Origin of the sequence: Rugosibacter aromaticivorans (assembly GCF_000934545.1) — a bacterium.
GTDB lineage: Bacteria > Pseudomonadota > Gammaproteobacteria > Burkholderiales > Rhodocyclaceae > Rugosibacter > Rugosibacter aromaticivorans.
Window position 1 is genome coordinate 486,736 of record NZ_CP010554.1, and the last position, 15,369, is coordinate 502,104.

At 59.1% G+C, this 15,369-nt stretch carries 15 protein-coding genes; 11 read left to right on the forward strand and 4 right to left on the reverse strand.

Annotated features, from left to right (window positions below; all coding sequences use genetic code 11):
* Positions 1-3: 3 nt before the first annotated feature.
* The 3 genes from PG1C_RS02560 to PG1C_RS02570 are packed head-to-tail and all read left to right on the forward strand — an operon-like array spanning position 4 to position 3,809.
* Positions 4-1,233, forward strand: coding sequence for a cation:proton antiporter (locus PG1C_RS02560; protein ID WP_202635874.1), 1,230 nt, complete (start codon positions 4-6; stop codon positions 1,231-1,233).
* Positions 1,226-2,365 (forward strand): YbdK family carboxylate-amine ligase, encoded by a 1,140-nt coding sequence (locus PG1C_RS02565; protein ID WP_202635875.1) that lies wholly within the window; start codon positions 1,226-1,228, stop codon positions 2,363-2,365. The genes PG1C_RS02560 and PG1C_RS02565 overlap by 8 nt, the downstream gene beginning before the upstream one ends.
* A 49-nt stretch (positions 2,366-2,414) precedes the next feature.
* The gene (locus tag PG1C_RS02570) at positions 2,415-3,809 is read left to right on the forward strand and encodes a cation:proton antiporter (protein ID WP_202635876.1); all 1,395 of its coding nucleotides are present in this window, start codon (positions 2,415-2,417) and stop codon (positions 3,807-3,809) included.
* 64 nt (positions 3,810-3,873) lie between these two features.
* Here PG1C_RS02570 and PG1C_RS02575 read toward each other — a convergent pair whose 3' ends face one another.
* Positions 3,874-4,341, reverse strand: a complete 468-nt coding sequence (locus tag PG1C_RS02575) for a glycine zipper domain-containing protein (protein WP_202635877.1) — start codon at positions 4,339-4,341, stop codon at positions 3,874-3,876.
* Between the two features lie 125 nt (positions 4,342-4,466).
* Entirely contained in the window at positions 4,467-5,261 is a 795-nt protein-coding gene (locus PG1C_RS02580; RefSeq protein ID WP_202635878.1) for a potassium channel family protein, read from the reverse strand.
* A 64-nt stretch (positions 5,262-5,325) separates the two neighbouring features.
* Here PG1C_RS02580 and PG1C_RS02585 point away from each other — a divergent pair, with 64 nt between their 5' ends.
* A complete protein-coding gene (locus tag PG1C_RS02585; RefSeq protein ID WP_202635879.1) occupies positions 5,326-5,754 on the forward strand; it encodes a type IIL restriction-modification enzyme MmeI in 429 nt (142 codons plus the stop codon).
* Positions 5,755-5,992: 238 nt separating this feature from the next.
* A complete protein-coding gene (locus PG1C_RS02590) occupies positions 5,993-6,142 on the forward strand; it encodes a hypothetical protein (protein WP_202635880.1) in 150 nt (49 codons plus the stop codon).
* 188 nt (positions 6,143-6,330) lie between these two features.
* Here the strand turns inward: PG1C_RS02590 and PG1C_RS02595 are convergent, their stop codons facing one another.
* A complete protein-coding gene (locus PG1C_RS02595; protein ID WP_202635881.1) occupies positions 6,331-6,615 on the reverse strand; it encodes a hypothetical protein in 285 nt (94 codons plus the stop codon).
* A 193-nt stretch (positions 6,616-6,808) separates the two neighbouring features.
* Positions 6,809-8,509: a thiamine pyrophosphate-binding protein gene (locus tag PG1C_RS02600; protein ID WP_202635882.1), complete on the reverse strand. Its 1,701-nt coding sequence runs from the start codon at positions 8,507-8,509 to the stop codon at positions 6,809-6,811.
* A gap of 302 nt (positions 8,510-8,811) precedes the next feature.
* Between PG1C_RS02600 and mraZ the strand changes: the two genes are divergently transcribed.
* The 6 genes from mraZ to PG1C_RS02630 are packed head-to-tail and all read left to right on the forward strand — an operon-like array spanning position 8,812 to position 15,351.
* On the forward strand, positions 8,812-9,258 hold the full coding sequence (mraZ, locus tag PG1C_RS02605; RefSeq protein ID WP_202635883.1) for a division/cell wall cluster transcriptional repressor MraZ: 447 nt from the start codon (positions 8,812-8,814) through the stop codon (positions 9,256-9,258).
* Positions 9,255-10,256, forward strand: coding sequence for a 16S rRNA (cytosine(1402)-N(4))-methyltransferase RsmH (gene rsmH / locus PG1C_RS02610; RefSeq protein WP_202635884.1), 1,002 nt, complete (start codon positions 9,255-9,257; stop codon positions 10,254-10,256). Before mraZ ends, rsmH begins: the two co-directional genes overlap by 4 nt.
* A gap of 4 nt (positions 10,257-10,260) precedes the next feature.
* Positions 10,261-10,596, forward strand: coding sequence for a cell division protein FtsL (ftsL, locus tag PG1C_RS02615; protein WP_202635885.1), 336 nt, complete (start codon positions 10,261-10,263; stop codon positions 10,594-10,596).
* Positions 10,593-12,332, forward strand: coding sequence for a peptidoglycan D,D-transpeptidase FtsI family protein (locus tag PG1C_RS02620; RefSeq protein ID WP_202635886.1), 1,740 nt, complete (start codon positions 10,593-10,595; stop codon positions 12,330-12,332). Before ftsL ends, PG1C_RS02620 begins: the two co-directional genes overlap by 4 nt.
* Positions 12,329-13,909 (forward strand): UDP-N-acetylmuramoyl-L-alanyl-D-glutamate--2,6-diaminopimelate ligase, encoded by a 1,581-nt coding sequence (locus PG1C_RS02625; protein WP_284431781.1) that lies wholly within the window; start codon positions 12,329-12,331, stop codon positions 13,907-13,909. The genes PG1C_RS02620 and PG1C_RS02625 overlap by 4 nt, the downstream gene beginning before the upstream one ends.
* A complete protein-coding gene (locus tag PG1C_RS02630) occupies positions 13,906-15,351 on the forward strand; it encodes a UDP-N-acetylmuramoyl-tripeptide--D-alanyl-D-alanine ligase (RefSeq protein ID WP_202635887.1) in 1,446 nt (481 codons plus the stop codon). The genes PG1C_RS02625 and PG1C_RS02630 overlap by 4 nt, the downstream gene beginning before the upstream one ends.
* Positions 15,352-15,369 lie beyond the last annotated feature (18 nt).

Consider the following 15,369-nt stretch of genomic DNA (forward strand, 5'->3'; position numbering starts at 1 on the left):
CCCATGCTCGATCTCCTCTCCCTTGTCGACGTCGATATTTCTTCGCTCTGGCTTGCGCTGGTTGCCCTGCTGTTGCTTTCCGGCTGGGTGGCGGGGGAGATGTGTGCCCGCCTGCGATTGCCGCGGGTCGTTGGTTACGCTCTGGCCGGCGGCCTGTTCGGCATTCTGGACAAATCGCTCCCCATGATCGATTTGCATGGGCCGGCGCGGTTGTTAGGCGAAATAGGTCTGGGCGTGTTGCTTTTCGATCTTGGCCGGCGAGTTGATTTTTCCTGGCTCAGGCGCGACCCGACGCTGGCGCTGACCGCCGTGGCGGAGATGGGCGCGACCTTTGCCGCCTGCTTCGGTGTCTTGCGTTTGCTCGATGTGGCGACCCCCTGGGCGGCCGTGGCTGCGGCGATTGCCATGTCCACCTCGCCGGGAACGGTGATTACCGTCGTCCGCGATGTGCGCGCCCAGGGGCAGGTGACCGAGCGTCTGTTGTGGCTGACGGCGGCAAATTCGACGCTGGCAGCGCTGGTGGCGACCCTGCTGGTGGGATGGTTTCATGCCGAGCAGGCAGCCACGCCCTGGCATGTCGTGGTCTTGCACCCGCTGTATCTCGTCTTTGGCTCGCTGTTGTTGGCTGCCCTGGTAGCCTCGGCGCTGAAGATGGTGGCGATAAGCGTTGGAAGGCGCGAGGTTCGCCGCCTGGTGCTCAATTTTTCCGGTGTCCTGTTTACGCTCGCCGCTGCGCGTGGCATCGGCCTTTCAGTGCCCCTGAGCCTGCTTGCACTGGGCCTGATCACGCACCACCAGAACAGGCGTGATGAGCGCTCCAGCGAGGAATTTGGCGAAATGGCCCGACCGCTCATCGTGCTTTTCTTTGTTTTCTCCGGGACCAGTCTGGCGGGCGCCGACTGGCTCCATTACGGCTGGCCGGCGCTGGGTCTGGCGGCGGCGCGCTTGTTGGCAAAGTGGCTGGCGACCGGTCTCGTTGCACGTTCGTCGGGGCTGACTTTTCGCCACAGTTTTAGGCTCGGACTGGCTTTGGCACCGATGTCTGGATTGTCGCTGATGCTCGTCGCCGACATGAGTCGGCTGTACCCCGAATTCGGCAGCGCGATGGCCGGTATCATGATAGCGACCATCGCGCTGCTTGAGTTGCTGGGGCCGCTGGCGACGCATTTTGCCTTGGTGCGGGCAGGCGAAGCGGCGCCGGATGGCGTGCGCTCAGAAGCATCTCATGGCTGAATCCAAATCGCTCGAATTTATGCCATCGCCGCAGCTCTCCTTTGGCATCGAACTGGAACTGCAGGTGGTGGATACCACCGATTACAACCTGACCCAGGGAGCCTCCTACCTGTTGCGTAAACTGCGCAAGACGCCGGGTGACATCAAGCACGAAGTCACCGAGAGCATGCTGGAAATTGCTACCGGCATTCATACCCATCACGCAGCGGCGCTGACCGAGTTGCGCAGTTTGCGTGATGCTCTGGTGACGGCGGCCGACCAGTTGAACCTGGTGACCTGTGGCGGCGGCACGCATCCATTTCAGCGCTGGGACGAACGTCGCATCGTCGATAACCCGCGGTATAAAAAGCTCTCCGAACTATATGGGTACCTGGCCAAGCAGTTCACCGTGTTTGGGCAGCATATCCACGTCGGCTGCCCGGGCGGCGACGATGCGTTATACCTGCTCCATGCGCTGGCCGATTATGTTCCGCATTTCATTGCGCTGTCGGCTTCTTCCCCCTTTCAGCAGGGTGTGGATACGCACTTCGCCAGCTCACGGCTGCATGTGGTAAGCGCCTTTCCACTGTCCGGACATGCGCCCTGGTGTACGCAATGGCACGAATTCGAAAATTATTTTAGTCGCATGCAGCAGGCCGGGATCGTCGCCAGCATGAAGGATTTTTACTGGGATATCCGACCCAAGCCCGAGTTCGGCACCGTCGAGATTCGTGTCTGCGATACGCCACTGTCGCTGCGGATGGCAGCTGCGCTGGCTGCCTATGCCCAGGCATTGGCGCGCCGCTTGTTGCGCGAGCGTGTCATGCTGAACGCTAGCGAGCACTATATGGCCTATGCCAGCAACCGCTTCAATGCCTGCCGCTATGGCCTCGCCGCCGAATTAATTGACGTTGCCACGGGCGCGCGGCGGCCTCTGGCAGATGACGTGCTGGAGACGATCAACAGTTTGGTGGACGATGCCGCAGCGCTGGAATCACAAGCGGCGCTGGAGTGGCTGGCGCAGGGCGTTCGCGCCGGGCAGAATGGTGCGGCCTGGCAACGCCGGGAATTTGCCGCCCATGCCGATTTAGCCCGTCTGGTACGGCGGCAGGCGGGGCTGTGGCGGCAGGACGACGACGTTCCAGGGCTGTAATCTGTGCACTGTTTCGCAGCAGAAAGAAAGTTGAAAGCATGGAGAAAAGATGATGCTGATGTTTATGATAATGCTGTTCCCGGCCAGCGCTTTTGCTGCCGGTGCGGCCGGTTCACCCGCCGGCGAAAATCTGTTGTGGCTGGCGCTGATCTTGATGAGTGCGCGGCTGTTCGCACCGCTCGCCCAGCGCATTGGCTTTCCCGCCGTGCTCGGCGAATTGTTGCTTGGTGTTGCATTGGGCAACATGCCGCTGCTGGGTATTACATTTTTCGCAATGATTGCGCACGACCCCCTCATTGCCTTCATCGCCGAACTCGGCGTGATCGTGCTGCTGCTGCAAATTGGTCTTGAAACGAAGCTCAAGGATCTGGTTGCCGTCGGCCCGCGTGCCCTTAGTGTGGGTGTCATTGGCATCGTCATGCCCTTCCTGCTCGGTGCCTGGGTGGTGGGGCCGTGGCTGCTGCCAGGGAAAGACATCAATGCGTATCTCTTTCTCGGTGCGACGCTTTCGGCGACCTCGGTGGGCATTACTGGCCGCGTCTTTCGCGATATGGGCAAGCTTGATTTACCGGCGGCGCGTATCGTGCTTGGTGCCGCGGTGATTGACGACGTGCTCGGCCTGGTCATTCTTGCCGTGGTCTCCAGCCTGGTTTCCATTGGCACGGTGAGTGCTGGTGCAGTCAGTCTCATTCTGGCCAAGGCTGTGCTGTTTCTTGGCGGCAGCATCGGGATTGGCCGCTTGATTGCGCCGTGGACCAGTCAATCATTGGCGCGGCTCGATGCCGGGCCGTCGATGCTGTTCGCCCAGGTGTTGTCCACTGCGCTGGCATTGTCGTGGCTGGCGCATGTCATGGGGCTGGCGCCCATCATCGGTGCGTTTGCTGCCGGGCTGTTGTTCGAGCCGGTGTTCCTGCACAGATTCGAGCGCCCGGCCATCGTGCGCGAGATCGAGCCGCTTTTGCCAATGGACTTGCCCGCTGGCGAGCCGGGGTTGGAGTCGGGGTTAGCTGGGCGCCTGCGGGCAATTCTGGCAACGCACACCGGCCATCAGCATGAACACCTGATTGAGCCGATCGGCTATTTCTTCGTGCCGGTGTTTTTTGTGCTGACTGGCATGCAGGTCGATTTGCAAACGCTGGCCGATCCCTCGGTGCTCGCCATTGGTCTCGGCGTCACGGCGGCGGCAGTCGTTGGCAAGCTGGTTGCGGGCCTTGCCGCCGGACGTGAAGCTGGCGCGTGGCTGGTGGGTTGGGGCATGGTGCCACGTGGCGAAGTTGGCCTCATCTTCGCCATGACTGGCCGTCAATTGGGCGTGATGAGCGAAGCAATGTTCTCCGTCATCGTCATCATGGTCATTCTTACCACGCTGATCACGCCACCGGTGTTGTCACATCTGCTAAAAAGTCGGCACCCCAAGGGTACTTCCCACGGAGCGCGTTCGTGATACGGCGGTGATGAGGCAGTCATGCGGCGTTCCGGCCCATGCGGCGGCTGCATAAAAGTCATCCTTAATCCCAACGACGATAATCGTGGCGGCCTTCATCGTGATGCTCGTACCGATCACCATCATCGTCTCTACGCCATCTGCCGCGATCATCCCAATTCCTGCGGTCATCGTGGTCTCTGCGATGATGTTCGTAGTAGCCATGCCCGCGTCTTTCGACATACATCACTTGCGGGCCGTAATACGCTACCGGGCGCGGCGAGGTATACACCGGCGCATATGCGGGTGCTGCGACATAGTGATCACGTTGCCGACGCTCCGTGGTGATGGCAACACCCGTTGCTGCACCCAATGCGCCACCGATGATCGCGCCATCCCGGCCGCCGATTTGTTGGCCGATGATAGCGCCTGTGCCGCCACCGATAACGCCACCGAGCATCGCATCAAGCGACCGGTCGTGCGCCTGTGCGGTGCCAGCCGCAATGAGCAGTGATGAACAAAGAGCAAGCGCAATACTGTTTTTGGTTTTCATGATTCACCTCCGTTAAGTGGTGATTGCAAGATAGCCGTGATGCTCAGTGAAAGTGTGTTGGCGAGGTAAGGATGTGTAACGAAAGGTAATGGTCGGTGGGTTACACCAAATCCCAAACGCGATACTCAGCTTTGCGGTGGCGGTATGGTGTGCGAGCGGTGAATTTCTGCCCGCAGTGCGGAGACTTCCTCGCGCAGCAGACGGATGTCGTGGTGCATCTCGTGCCGCAGTTTTTTTTCGTCTTCGCCGATCAAGAAGGCGGCGATCGAGGCTGTCACCAGTGACAGCAGGGCGAAGCCGATGATGACGATAAGCACCGCAAACAGGCGCGAGGCCAGTGTGGTGGGGATCACATCGCCATAGCCAACTGTAGAGCCGGTGACAAAGGCCAGCCAGAGTCCTTCACCGTAACTGTGCACGGTGGGTTCCAGCCAGTAAAAAATTTCGCCCGAGAGCGCCATGGTAATCACCCCGACAGTGAGTATCCAGGGCGTGAGCGTGGCGCGTAGCAGTGCGCGCGTTGTCGCCAGCGTGCGGGCCAGTAGCAGCGAAGCCCAGATCACGCGCATCAGGCGCGTCAGTACCAGCCAGTGGCCTTCGATGCCGAACAGGCTGGCCGTCGCCGCCGCGATGATGACCAGGCTGAGCCAGTTGCGCGCCACATAGTGCCATGGCTCGCGACTGACATGCAGCATCCACAGCAACTCCGCGCTAAAGGCCGCAAAAATCAGGGCATCCAGCGCGCGTCCCACGCCATGCCAGGCCGTATCCGGCGGGGCGATATCGATCCACAGCGCCGGCAGGGCCAATAGCGCTACGACCATCATCGGCCAGTGCAGGCGCTTCATCCAGAGGTGGGTGGCAGGCGTGTCGTGTGGCGCGACGCCACCGATGCCGAAGAAAGTGCGCGGATTGAGCATGTGTTAATGGTAGCGCAGTCGGCCGCAGCATACGCGGACGATTCGCCGTTACAATTCCAACATCATGAGCGCACATCCCGCTGCCGCAACCTTCATCGCCCGCTGGTCTGCCGCCAGTGGTTCCGAGTGCGCCAATTACCAGCTCTTTACCACCGAGCTGTGCCGCACGCTTGATGTTGAACCGCCGCAGCCCGCTGTTGATGAGGTGGGCGAAAACGCCTGGTGCTTCGAGCGGCGCATCATGTTTCATCATGGCGATGCCTGCCCATCGGCTGGCTGTATCGACTGTTATCGGCGCAACGTGTTTTTGCTGGAAGCAAAAAAGCTCAAAACCGGCGGCGCGCGGACGTTCGACGATGCCTTGCTGTGCGCTCGTGCCCAAGCCGAAAACTATGCCCGCGCCCTGCCTGCCGACGGGGAGCGGCCACCGTATCGCCATCGCCGACTTTTTGCACGAAGACATTCGCGAACGCTTGCGGCGGTTGTTCATTGACCCGCTCGCGCTCGATCCGGCCAGGCACACCGCACGCGTCACGCGCGAATCGCCGCGTCTCTGGTCGAGGTGGCCAAGTTGCTTGAAACAAGTGATGGCAAACCCGCCATGCCGCCGAGACCGTTGCCAGTTTTTTCATCCGCTGCCTGTTCTCGATGTTCGCTGAAGACGTGGTGCTGATTCCCAAGGACGCCTTCTCCGCACCGTAGCGCAGCTTCAGGAAACGCCGGACCATTTTGTGCTCCTGATTGGCGAGCTGTGGCAGGCGATGGGCAAGGGCGAGTGTTCCGCCGCTATCCGCGCTGCCGCGTTTCAACGGCAAGCTGTTCAAGCCGCCTGCGGTTGGGGCGATGGTGCTACCGCGGGCAGTAATCACCCTGCTGATTGAGGGGGCAAAAGCTGACTGGACGGACGTTGAACCGGCCCTTTTCGGCACCTTGCTCGAACGCGCGCTCGACCCGCAGGAGCGCCGCGCGCCTCTGTCGAGCGGCTGGTGCTGCCCACGGTGATCGAGCCGCTGCACGGGCGCTGGCGCAATATGCAGGCCGCGCACGACGAGCCGACGCTGACCGGCCTTTACAACGTCATGCAGAAAGTCGGCGCTGGCGAGACGGCATTCCGTCGCGCTGCGAGATGCGTTCGCAACCAGGCGGCAAAGGTGGCTTCGTCGATGCCACCGGCGGCAAGCGCCAGCACGGCGGTGACGCATGACAGGTCGTCTGCGGTCAGCAGGTTTTGCGGGCAGGCGAGAGCGGATTGGAGCAGGCCCGCATCACGCACACCGGAAAGTCCGCCATGCTCGGCGAGCTGCGTGTCATGGACGGCGCGGACTGCCGTCGTTTCGATCCAGATGAAACTCATCCCGCTGTCATTTGGCTGATTCGCGCAGCACATGGCGACGACGCTTCATGATGGTTTTGGCGGCAGTCGTCTGACGCGCGAATTTCGAGATCAAAAGCGGTTACCCGAAAGCCGTCTGGCGATACTCCTGTTGGTTATTACGAATGTAATAACCGCGCGGAAGGTGGCGTTGTCAGCGCGTAGTCTCTGGCGTTCAGTTTTTTGCGTTGTGGGCCGCGAGGGCTTTTTCGCGAATCCTGCTCAAGGTGGTTTGTGTGGTGATGGCGTCGGGGTCGGTGAGGATGTCGATCACCGCAGGTTTTCCTGCGGCGAGTGCGCGATCGAGCGCGCTTGCGAATTGCACGGTGTCGGTCACCGTTTCGCCATATGCGCCATAGGCGCGTGCCAAGGCAGCAAAGTCGGGGTTGGTGAGCGCGGTGCCATAGACGCGCGTCGGATATTCACGTTCCTGGTGCATACGGATCGTGCCATAGATGCCATTATTGACGATGATGAAAATCACATTGAGGCCGTAATGCACGGCGGTGGCGAGCTCTTGTCCGTTCATCATGTAGTCGCCATCGCCATTGAACGAGAGCACGGTGCGTTCGCGGTGTGCCACTTTGGCGGCAATCGCCGCCGGCACGCCGTAGCCCATCGAACCGGCGGAGGGGGCGAGTTGGGTGCGATAGCCGGTGTAGCGATGAAAGCGTTGCATCCAGCCCGAGAAGTTGCCAGCACCCATGGTGTAAATCGTGTCTTCAGGCAGCCTGCGCCCGAGCGTGAGGATGACTTCGCGCAGGTCTACTTTGCCTGGCATGCCGTTGTAGGCGGTGCTTTGCCAGATTTCATAATCGCGCCGTGCAGCGCGGGTGTGCGCGGCGTACTTCGGCCGGGCAGGCGCGTTTAACGCACTCGCGGCGTGGGCGAATTCGTTCATGCCGGCATTGATCAAAAGCTCCCCCTGATAGACACGGCCAAGCTCACTTACGTCGGCGTGCACGTGAATCAGTGTTTGTTGGGGCACCGGTGGTGTGAGGAGCGTGTAGCCCGCAGTAGTCATTTCGCCTAAGCGTGCGCCAATGACGAGCACGAGATCCGCGTCGCGAATGCGTTGCGCCAGCGCCGGGTTGATGCCGATGCCGGCATCGCCACAGTAGCTGTTGTGGCGGTTGTCGAGCAAATCCTGAAAGCGGAAGGCGCAACTGACGGGCAGGTCGAAAGTGCTGACAAACCGGCGAATATCGGCGATGCCTTGCGCTGTCCAGCCCGCGCCGCCAAGGATGACGATGGGCCGTGCGGCGGCTTCAATCAAGGCTTTCAAGCGCACCATGTCGGCTGGCTGAGGCGCGGCCTGCACCGCTTTGTAGCGGTGAGCGTCAGCCACCGCCGCTGTGTGCATCAGCATGTCTTCGGGCAGTGCCAGTACCACGGGGCCGGGGCGGCCCGATACCGCGAGGTGAAAGGCGTGGCTGACATACTCGGGAATGCGGTCGGTGCGGTCGATTTGCGCCACCCACTTGGCCATGGGGCCGAACATGCGACGGAAATCGATTTCCTGAAAAGATTCTCGCTCGACCTGGCCGGAGGCAACCTGGCCGATGAACAGAATCATCGGCTCGCTATCCTGAAACGCGGTGTGCACGCCAATCGATGCATTGGCTGCGCCCGGGCCGCGGGTCACGAAACAGATGCCCGGTGTGCCGGTCAGCTTGCCATAGGCGCCGGCCATGAAGGCGGCACCACCTTCCTGACGAGCGGCGATGAGTTCGATCGAGGAGCGTGCGTCATAAAGTGCGTCAAGCACGGCAAGATAGGATTCGCCAGGAACGCAAAACGCGTGTCGAACACCATGAGTCTTGAGCTGATCGACCAGAATCTGGCCACCAGTACGCGGGATGGGGGGTGTAGTCATTAGAAATAGGTGGTATTCACGCTGGCGGAAAGCGTGATCTTACCGGGTAACGCGGACCGCTGGCATGGGTGTGGCGCGAGGGCGTGGATTTTCTTAATAAACTACTTTCGATTTCATTTCCACTTACATTGTTTTTGTTTAATTTTTTCTAAAAATTACCTGTGCAAAACAAGCCTAAGTCGTTGTTGCCACTAAAAATTTTTCCTTTACTTCTTGACCGCGAAAAAAAAGTGGCATAAAGTGGGAATCAGTGGGAAATGGTGGGAATTTGTTCAATTTTTCCCCCGCCGATGGAGGTTCCAATGTTTCAGGGTGCAGCGCCGCTCAATCTCGATGCTAAAGGTCGCATGGCAACACCGGCGAAGCATCGTGACGCGCTGCTAACGGCTGGTGCGGGCAGGCTGGTGCTCACCGCACATCCCCATCGCTGCCTGCTGTTGTATCCGCAACCGGCGTGGGAACCGATCCGTGCGCAAATTCTGGCAGCACCGAGCCTGCAAATTGAATCCGCCATGGTGCGTCGTTTGCTGGTTGGTTTTGCTGAAGAGGTGGCGTTAGATAGCGCGGGGCGTCTGCTGATTTCACCCTCGTTGCGCCAATACGCGGGACTGGAAAAAGAGGTCTGGTTAGTGGGTCAGGGTAGCCATTTTGAAGTGTGGTCCGATGCGGGCTGGCGCGCGCAGCAAGAAGCCATTTTCGCGTTGGGGGACAAGTTGCTCCCTCTAGGGCTTGAACATCTTGCGCTGTGAGCACCCGCACGCATATCACGGTATTGCTCAACGAAGGGGTTGCAGCACTAGCGATTCGTCCCGCAGGCATTTATGTCGATGCGACATTTGGTCGTGGGGGGCACAGTCGAAAAATTCTCGAGTCCCTAGGCTCCGCCGGACGTTTGATTGCGTTGGATTGCGACGTGGCGGCGATCGAGGCCGGGCGCGCCATTGCCGATCCGCGCTTCACGCTGGTGCATGCGCATTTCAGCCAGATCGAATCGGTACTGGACCAATTAAAAATCACGCTGATCGATGGGGTATTGCTCGATCTGGGTGTGTCGTCGCCGCAACTGGATACGCCCGAGCGGGGCATGAGTTTTCGTTTTGATGCGCCGCTGGATATGCGCATGGATACGACGCAAGGAGAGACCGTGGCTGATTTCCTGGCGCGGGCATCGCAATCTGAAATAGGAAGGGTGATAAAAGATTATGGCGAAGAACGGTTTGCTCATGCGATTGCAAAGGCGCTTGTGGCTGCTCGGGGCGAAGGCCATATTACAAACACAAAGCAGCTTGCCACCCTCGTTGCGGGGGTCGTGCGCACGCGCGAACCGGGCCAGCATCCGGCGACGCGCACTTTCCAGGCGCTACGGATATACGTTAACCATGAGCTCGAAGAGCTTGCGCTAGCACTGCCCGGCTGCACGCGACGGTTAGCGCCTGGAGGACGGTTGGCTGTGATCAGCTTTCATTCGTTGGAGGATCGTATCGTCAAGCGCTTTATGCGCGATGGCGCAACATCGCCGCAGCCACCCAAAGGCGTGCCGATCCGTGCCGCCGATTTGCCAGCGCCGACTTTGCGTTTGATCGGCAAGCCGGTATTTCCGGGTGATGCTGAAGTTGCCACCAATCCGCGTTCGCGCAGTGCGGTGTTGCGGGTGGCGGAAACGGTGAATAACCATCTCACCAACCATCTTTCCGGGAAAACAATTAACAGCAATCCCCCCCGGCCCCCTTTCCGGGAAAGGGGGTGACTAGATGGCACGCCTAAACCTTAATCTCATACTGCTGCTTGTCGTGGTCATTTGTGCGCTCTCTGTGGTGAAGGCTAACCATCAGGCGCGCAAACTGTTTATCGCATTGGAGGCGGAGCAAAAACACCTGCGTGATCTGGATGTTGAATGGGGACAGTTGCAGCTTGAGCAAAGTACCTGGGCGGCCAATGCTCGTGTGGAAACCCTGGCGCGCGAAAAACTGGGCATGAAGCGCCCTGCGCCGGGTGAGGTGATGAGCGATGACGCACAGAAGATTGCCCCGGCTGCATCAACCCCGCCAGCCGCGCCAGCCGTTGCAAAGGCAAAGCCCACGCGATGAAATCAATTCGTTTTTCACGCAGCCCGTTGCTCTCGCAGCCCTTGCCTTTGTGGCGGCGGCGCGTGGTGCTGTTTGTCATTCTCGGCGGGTTCGTGGTGTTGATGGGGCGCGCGTTTTATTTGCAAGGCATCAACAATGAATTTCTTGGAGACAAAGGCAAAGAGCGTTTTGAGCGGGTGCTGGATATTTCAGCCACGCGTGGTCGCATTACGGATCGACATGGTGATTTACTGGCGGTATCGACCCCTGTGCGTTCGGTGTGGGCGATTCCTGAAGATACGGAACTAAAACCGGGAGAAGCGCGCAGTTTGGCCGCGTTGCTAGGCATTGAGGTACGCGAGTTGAATCGCAAGCTGGCGTCCGACCGCGATTTTATCTATCTCAAACGTCAATTGCCGCCGGATGTGACAGACAAGGTGATGGCGCTTAATTTGTCAGGCATCCATCAAAAAACCGAATATCGCCGCTACTACCCTTCGGGTGAAGTGATGGCGCATATGGTTGGTTTCACGGGGGTGGATGAGTCGGGGCAAGAAGGTGTTGAGCTCGCATTTAATGACAAGCTGGCAGGCAAGCCGGGCAGCCGTCGTGTGATCAAGGATAGACGCGGGAATGTGATCGAAGATGTCGGCAGCATTCATCCGCCAACAGAAGGCCAGGACATTGCCTTGGCGCTGGACGCCAAGATTCAATACCTTGCTTACACGCATTTGAAGCAGGCGTTGGAAACCCACCGCGCCAAAGCCGGGGGTGTCGTGGTACTGGATGCGCAGACCGGAGAGGTTCTCGCGCTGGTTAATTTGCCGACTTACAACCCGAACAATCGCGTGCATTTGATCGGCGCGCAGTTGCGTAATCGTGCGTTGACCGATAGCTTTGAACCAGGCTCGACCTTAAAGCCCTTTACGATTGGCTTGGCGCTGGAACAAGGCAAAGTAAATTTTGATACGCCGATTCAAACTGCACCGGGAAAATTACACATCGGCCCGGCGACGATTTCGGATTCTCATGCGCATGGCATTCTTACGGTGGCGCAGGTGATACAAAAATCATCCAACGTGGGCGCTGCCAAAATTGCGCTCTCCATGACCCCCGACGATATGCACGCCATGTTCGAAACGGCAGGGTTTGGTACCCCTTTGAAACTTGGCTTTCCGGGTGAGGTGGGCGGACATTTGCGGCCGGCGAAAACCTGGCGGCCGATCGAGCAGGCCACGATGTCTTATGGGCATGGCATTTCGGTGACACTGATTCAACTGGCACGATCGTATCTGGCCTTCGCGCGGGATGGTGATCTGCCCGCGCTATCGCTGATGCGACAGGAGACGCCACCACCTGCTGGCCAACGCCTGTTTTCGGAAAAAACAGCGCGCTCGGTGCGTGCCATGCTGGAAATGGTCGTGCAGCCTGGCGGTACGGCACCCTTGGCGCATATTCCAGGCTATCGGGTAGCGGGTAAAACCGGTACGGCGCATAAGGTTGAAAACGGTGCGTACGTCAATAAATATGTTGCTTCCTTTGTCGGTTTCGCGCCGGTTTCCAAGCCGCGTTTGATCATTGCGGTAATGGTGGATGAGCCCTCGAATGGCAAGTATTACGGTGGCGAAGTGGCCGCGCCGGTGTTTGCACAAGTGATGGCGGGCAGCTTGCGCACGTTGGGCGTGGCACCGGATGCGCCATTGACTCCTCTTGTGCCACTGCCCACTGACAGCGAATCCGTGCAGGAGGAAATGTGAGCGATAGCGCAATGGATACCAATGTCGATGCCATAGGGATTCTGCATCGCTTGGCAGCGCAAGGGGTTACAGCCGAGCGATTAGTGAATGATTCGCGCATCGTACAGCCGGGGGATGTATTTCTTGCCTACCCTGGACACCAGGTGGATGGCCGCGCATTTATGGCCGATGCCGTCGCGCGCGGGGCTGCAGCGTTGATTTGTGAGCGTAGCGAAAAACCCGGCTCTGGTGAGACGGCGAATATTGATGAAAATTCCTGGAGCGTGCCCTGTATTGCCGTCGATGGTTTGGCCACACAGGTCGGTGAATTAGCGCATCTGGTCTATGGCCGCCCTTCAGACAAGTTATGGCTGGCGGGCGTGACCGGCACCAATGGCAAAACTTCCGTGTCGCAGTGGCTGATGCAGGCACTGACCAAACTTGGCCAGCATTGCGCTGTGATTGGTACGCTGGGCAATGGATTTCCCGGCGCGTTGCGCGAAACAGGTTTTACCACGCCGGATGCGCCGGCTGTCCATGCGGCACTCAGCGACTTTGTTCGCCAGGGGGCCACGGCGTGTTCGATGGAGGTGTCTTCAATCGGGTTAGCCGAAGGCCGCGTGCAAGGTGTGCGATTTGATGTGGCGGTATTCACCAATTTAACGCGCGATCATCTTGATTATCACGGCACTATGGCGGCCTATGGGGATGCGAAAGCACAGCTGTTTGCCACGCCAGGGATCAAAGCCGCCGTCCTGAATCTGGATGACCCTTTTTCACTGTCGCTGGCGAATACAGTGCGGCGTGACGTGCACACGATGGGTTACACCCTGGAGTCGCTCCCGACGGGAGCACGAATAACGAATGATGTGCTGGTTGCTGAACAGTTGCGCATGACGGCCACTGACCTGCGTTTTAGCTTGCAAGGGCAAACCTTTGGGGCGCCGGTTGTGGGGCGGTTTAATGCGTCGAACCTCATGGCGGTGATTGCGGCGCTGGTCGCACGGGGTGAGCGATTGGTGGATATTGCTGAAGCGTTGCGGCACTTGCAGCCCCCCGCAGGCCGTATGCAGCCTGTGGGTGGCGAGAATGAGCCGCTGGTGATTGTGGATTACGCCCATACGCCGGACGCACTGGAAAAAGTGTTGACCGTGTTGCGCGAGCTGGCCGTCACGCGTGGTGGCCAGCTCGTGTGTGTGTTTGGTTGCGGTGGCGAGCGTGATGCGGGCAAACGGCCTGAAATGGGTGCAGTAGCAGAGCGTTTGGCAGATACGGTGGTGGTGACGAGCGATAACCCGCGCCATGAAAATGCCGAAGCCATTATCAATGACATTCTGGCCGGCATGAAACAGCCGCCGATGGCAGTAGTGGTTGAGGTATATCGCGGGCTGGCCATCACGTCGGCCGTCGCGCGGGCCAATGCGGGCGATGTGATTTTGCTGGCCGGCAAGGGACATGAACCCTACCAGGAAATTGCCGGTGTGCGCCACCCCTTTGATGATGTGGCCATGGCAAAGTCGGCGCTGGCGATACGGCGCGGCGGTGAGTTTTCAACTAGCTCAACTAGTTCAAACTCGGCTAACGGAGCAGTGACATGATGACTTTGTTGTCAGCGGCGCAAGCGATTGGTGCCCAAATGCAGGGCGCTGACAGAACGTTTACTGCCGTAACGAGCGATTCTCGCGCCATCGTTGCTGGTGATCTTTTTGTTGCGATCAAGGGCGATCATTTTGATGGTCATTCGTTTGTGTCTCAGGCGATCACCCAGGGTGCGGCAGGCGCTCTGGTTAGCCAGGAATTTGCGGCAGCCCATCCTGGTCTGCCCCTGATTGCTGTGGCGGATACGCGGCGGGCACTTGGCGCGTTGGCAGCGGCTTGGCGCGCACGATTCACTTTGCCATTAATTGGTGTCACCGGCAGTAATGGAAAAACCACGGTAAAGGAAATGTGCGCAGCGATTTTGCGCATACACGATGGTGAGGCGGATGGTGAGGGCGCCAAGGGTGGCAAGGTGCTCGCTACTGAAGGCAACTTGAATAATGACATCGGCCTGCCGCTGACGTTGCTCAAGTTGCGCGATACGCATACTTCAGCCGTTATGGAAATGGGCATGAGCCATGCCGGTGAAATTAACTATCTCACGCACTTGGCAGCGCCCACGGTTGCGGTGGTGATCAATGCCCAGCGCGCACATCTGGCAGGCCTTGGTACGGTGCAAGATGTCGGACTGGCCAAGGGTGAAATTTTTGCCGGACTGGGTGCGGAGGGCATCGCTGTTTTTAATGCGGATGATGCCCAGGCTGAGCTATGGCATACGCTGGCACAAAACACGTTGCAACTGACGTTTGGCATGCGTCAAGTGGCAGATGTGCGGGGTGAATTCACGCCGCATGGCTTGGGTGGCACGCTGCGCTTGAGTACGCCGTGGGGCGTGACGGATATTCCGCTTGGCGTGCCCGGTCAGCACAACGCAATGAATGCCTGTGCGGCCGCAGCGGCGACGCTGGCAATCGGCGTGACGCTGGAAATGGTGACGCAGGGATTGGCTGGTTTTCGTGGCGTCAAAGGGCGATTACAGCAATGCGCTGGACAGCGCGGCGCGCTCATTATGGATGACACCTATAACGCAAATCCCGATTCCATGCGGGCGGCAATCGATGTGCTGGCTGGCATTCCGGGGCGACGTATTTTTGTCATGGGGGATATGGGTGAAGCGGGCGAAGCAGCTGCCCAGTTTCATGATGAAGTGGGTGGCTATGCCAAAAGCCACGGTATAGACCGATTATTGTGCCTGGGCGAACTTGCTGAAGCGGCCGCGCATAATTTTGGCGAGGGCGGTGAGCATTTTGCCCACCTTGAGGCGCTCATCAAAACCCTGCGCACCGAGCTGGATGCCCATACCACGGTACTTGTTAAAGGTTCGCGCTTCATGCGGATGGAGCGTGTCGTCAAGGCCATCATTGTTGAACCCGGCGTTGAGCCCGTTGTTGAACCCCTGCGTAGTTCGCAGGATTCAGCGCAAGCGGAAAATAAAAAATGAAGATGGCATTTCACGCTG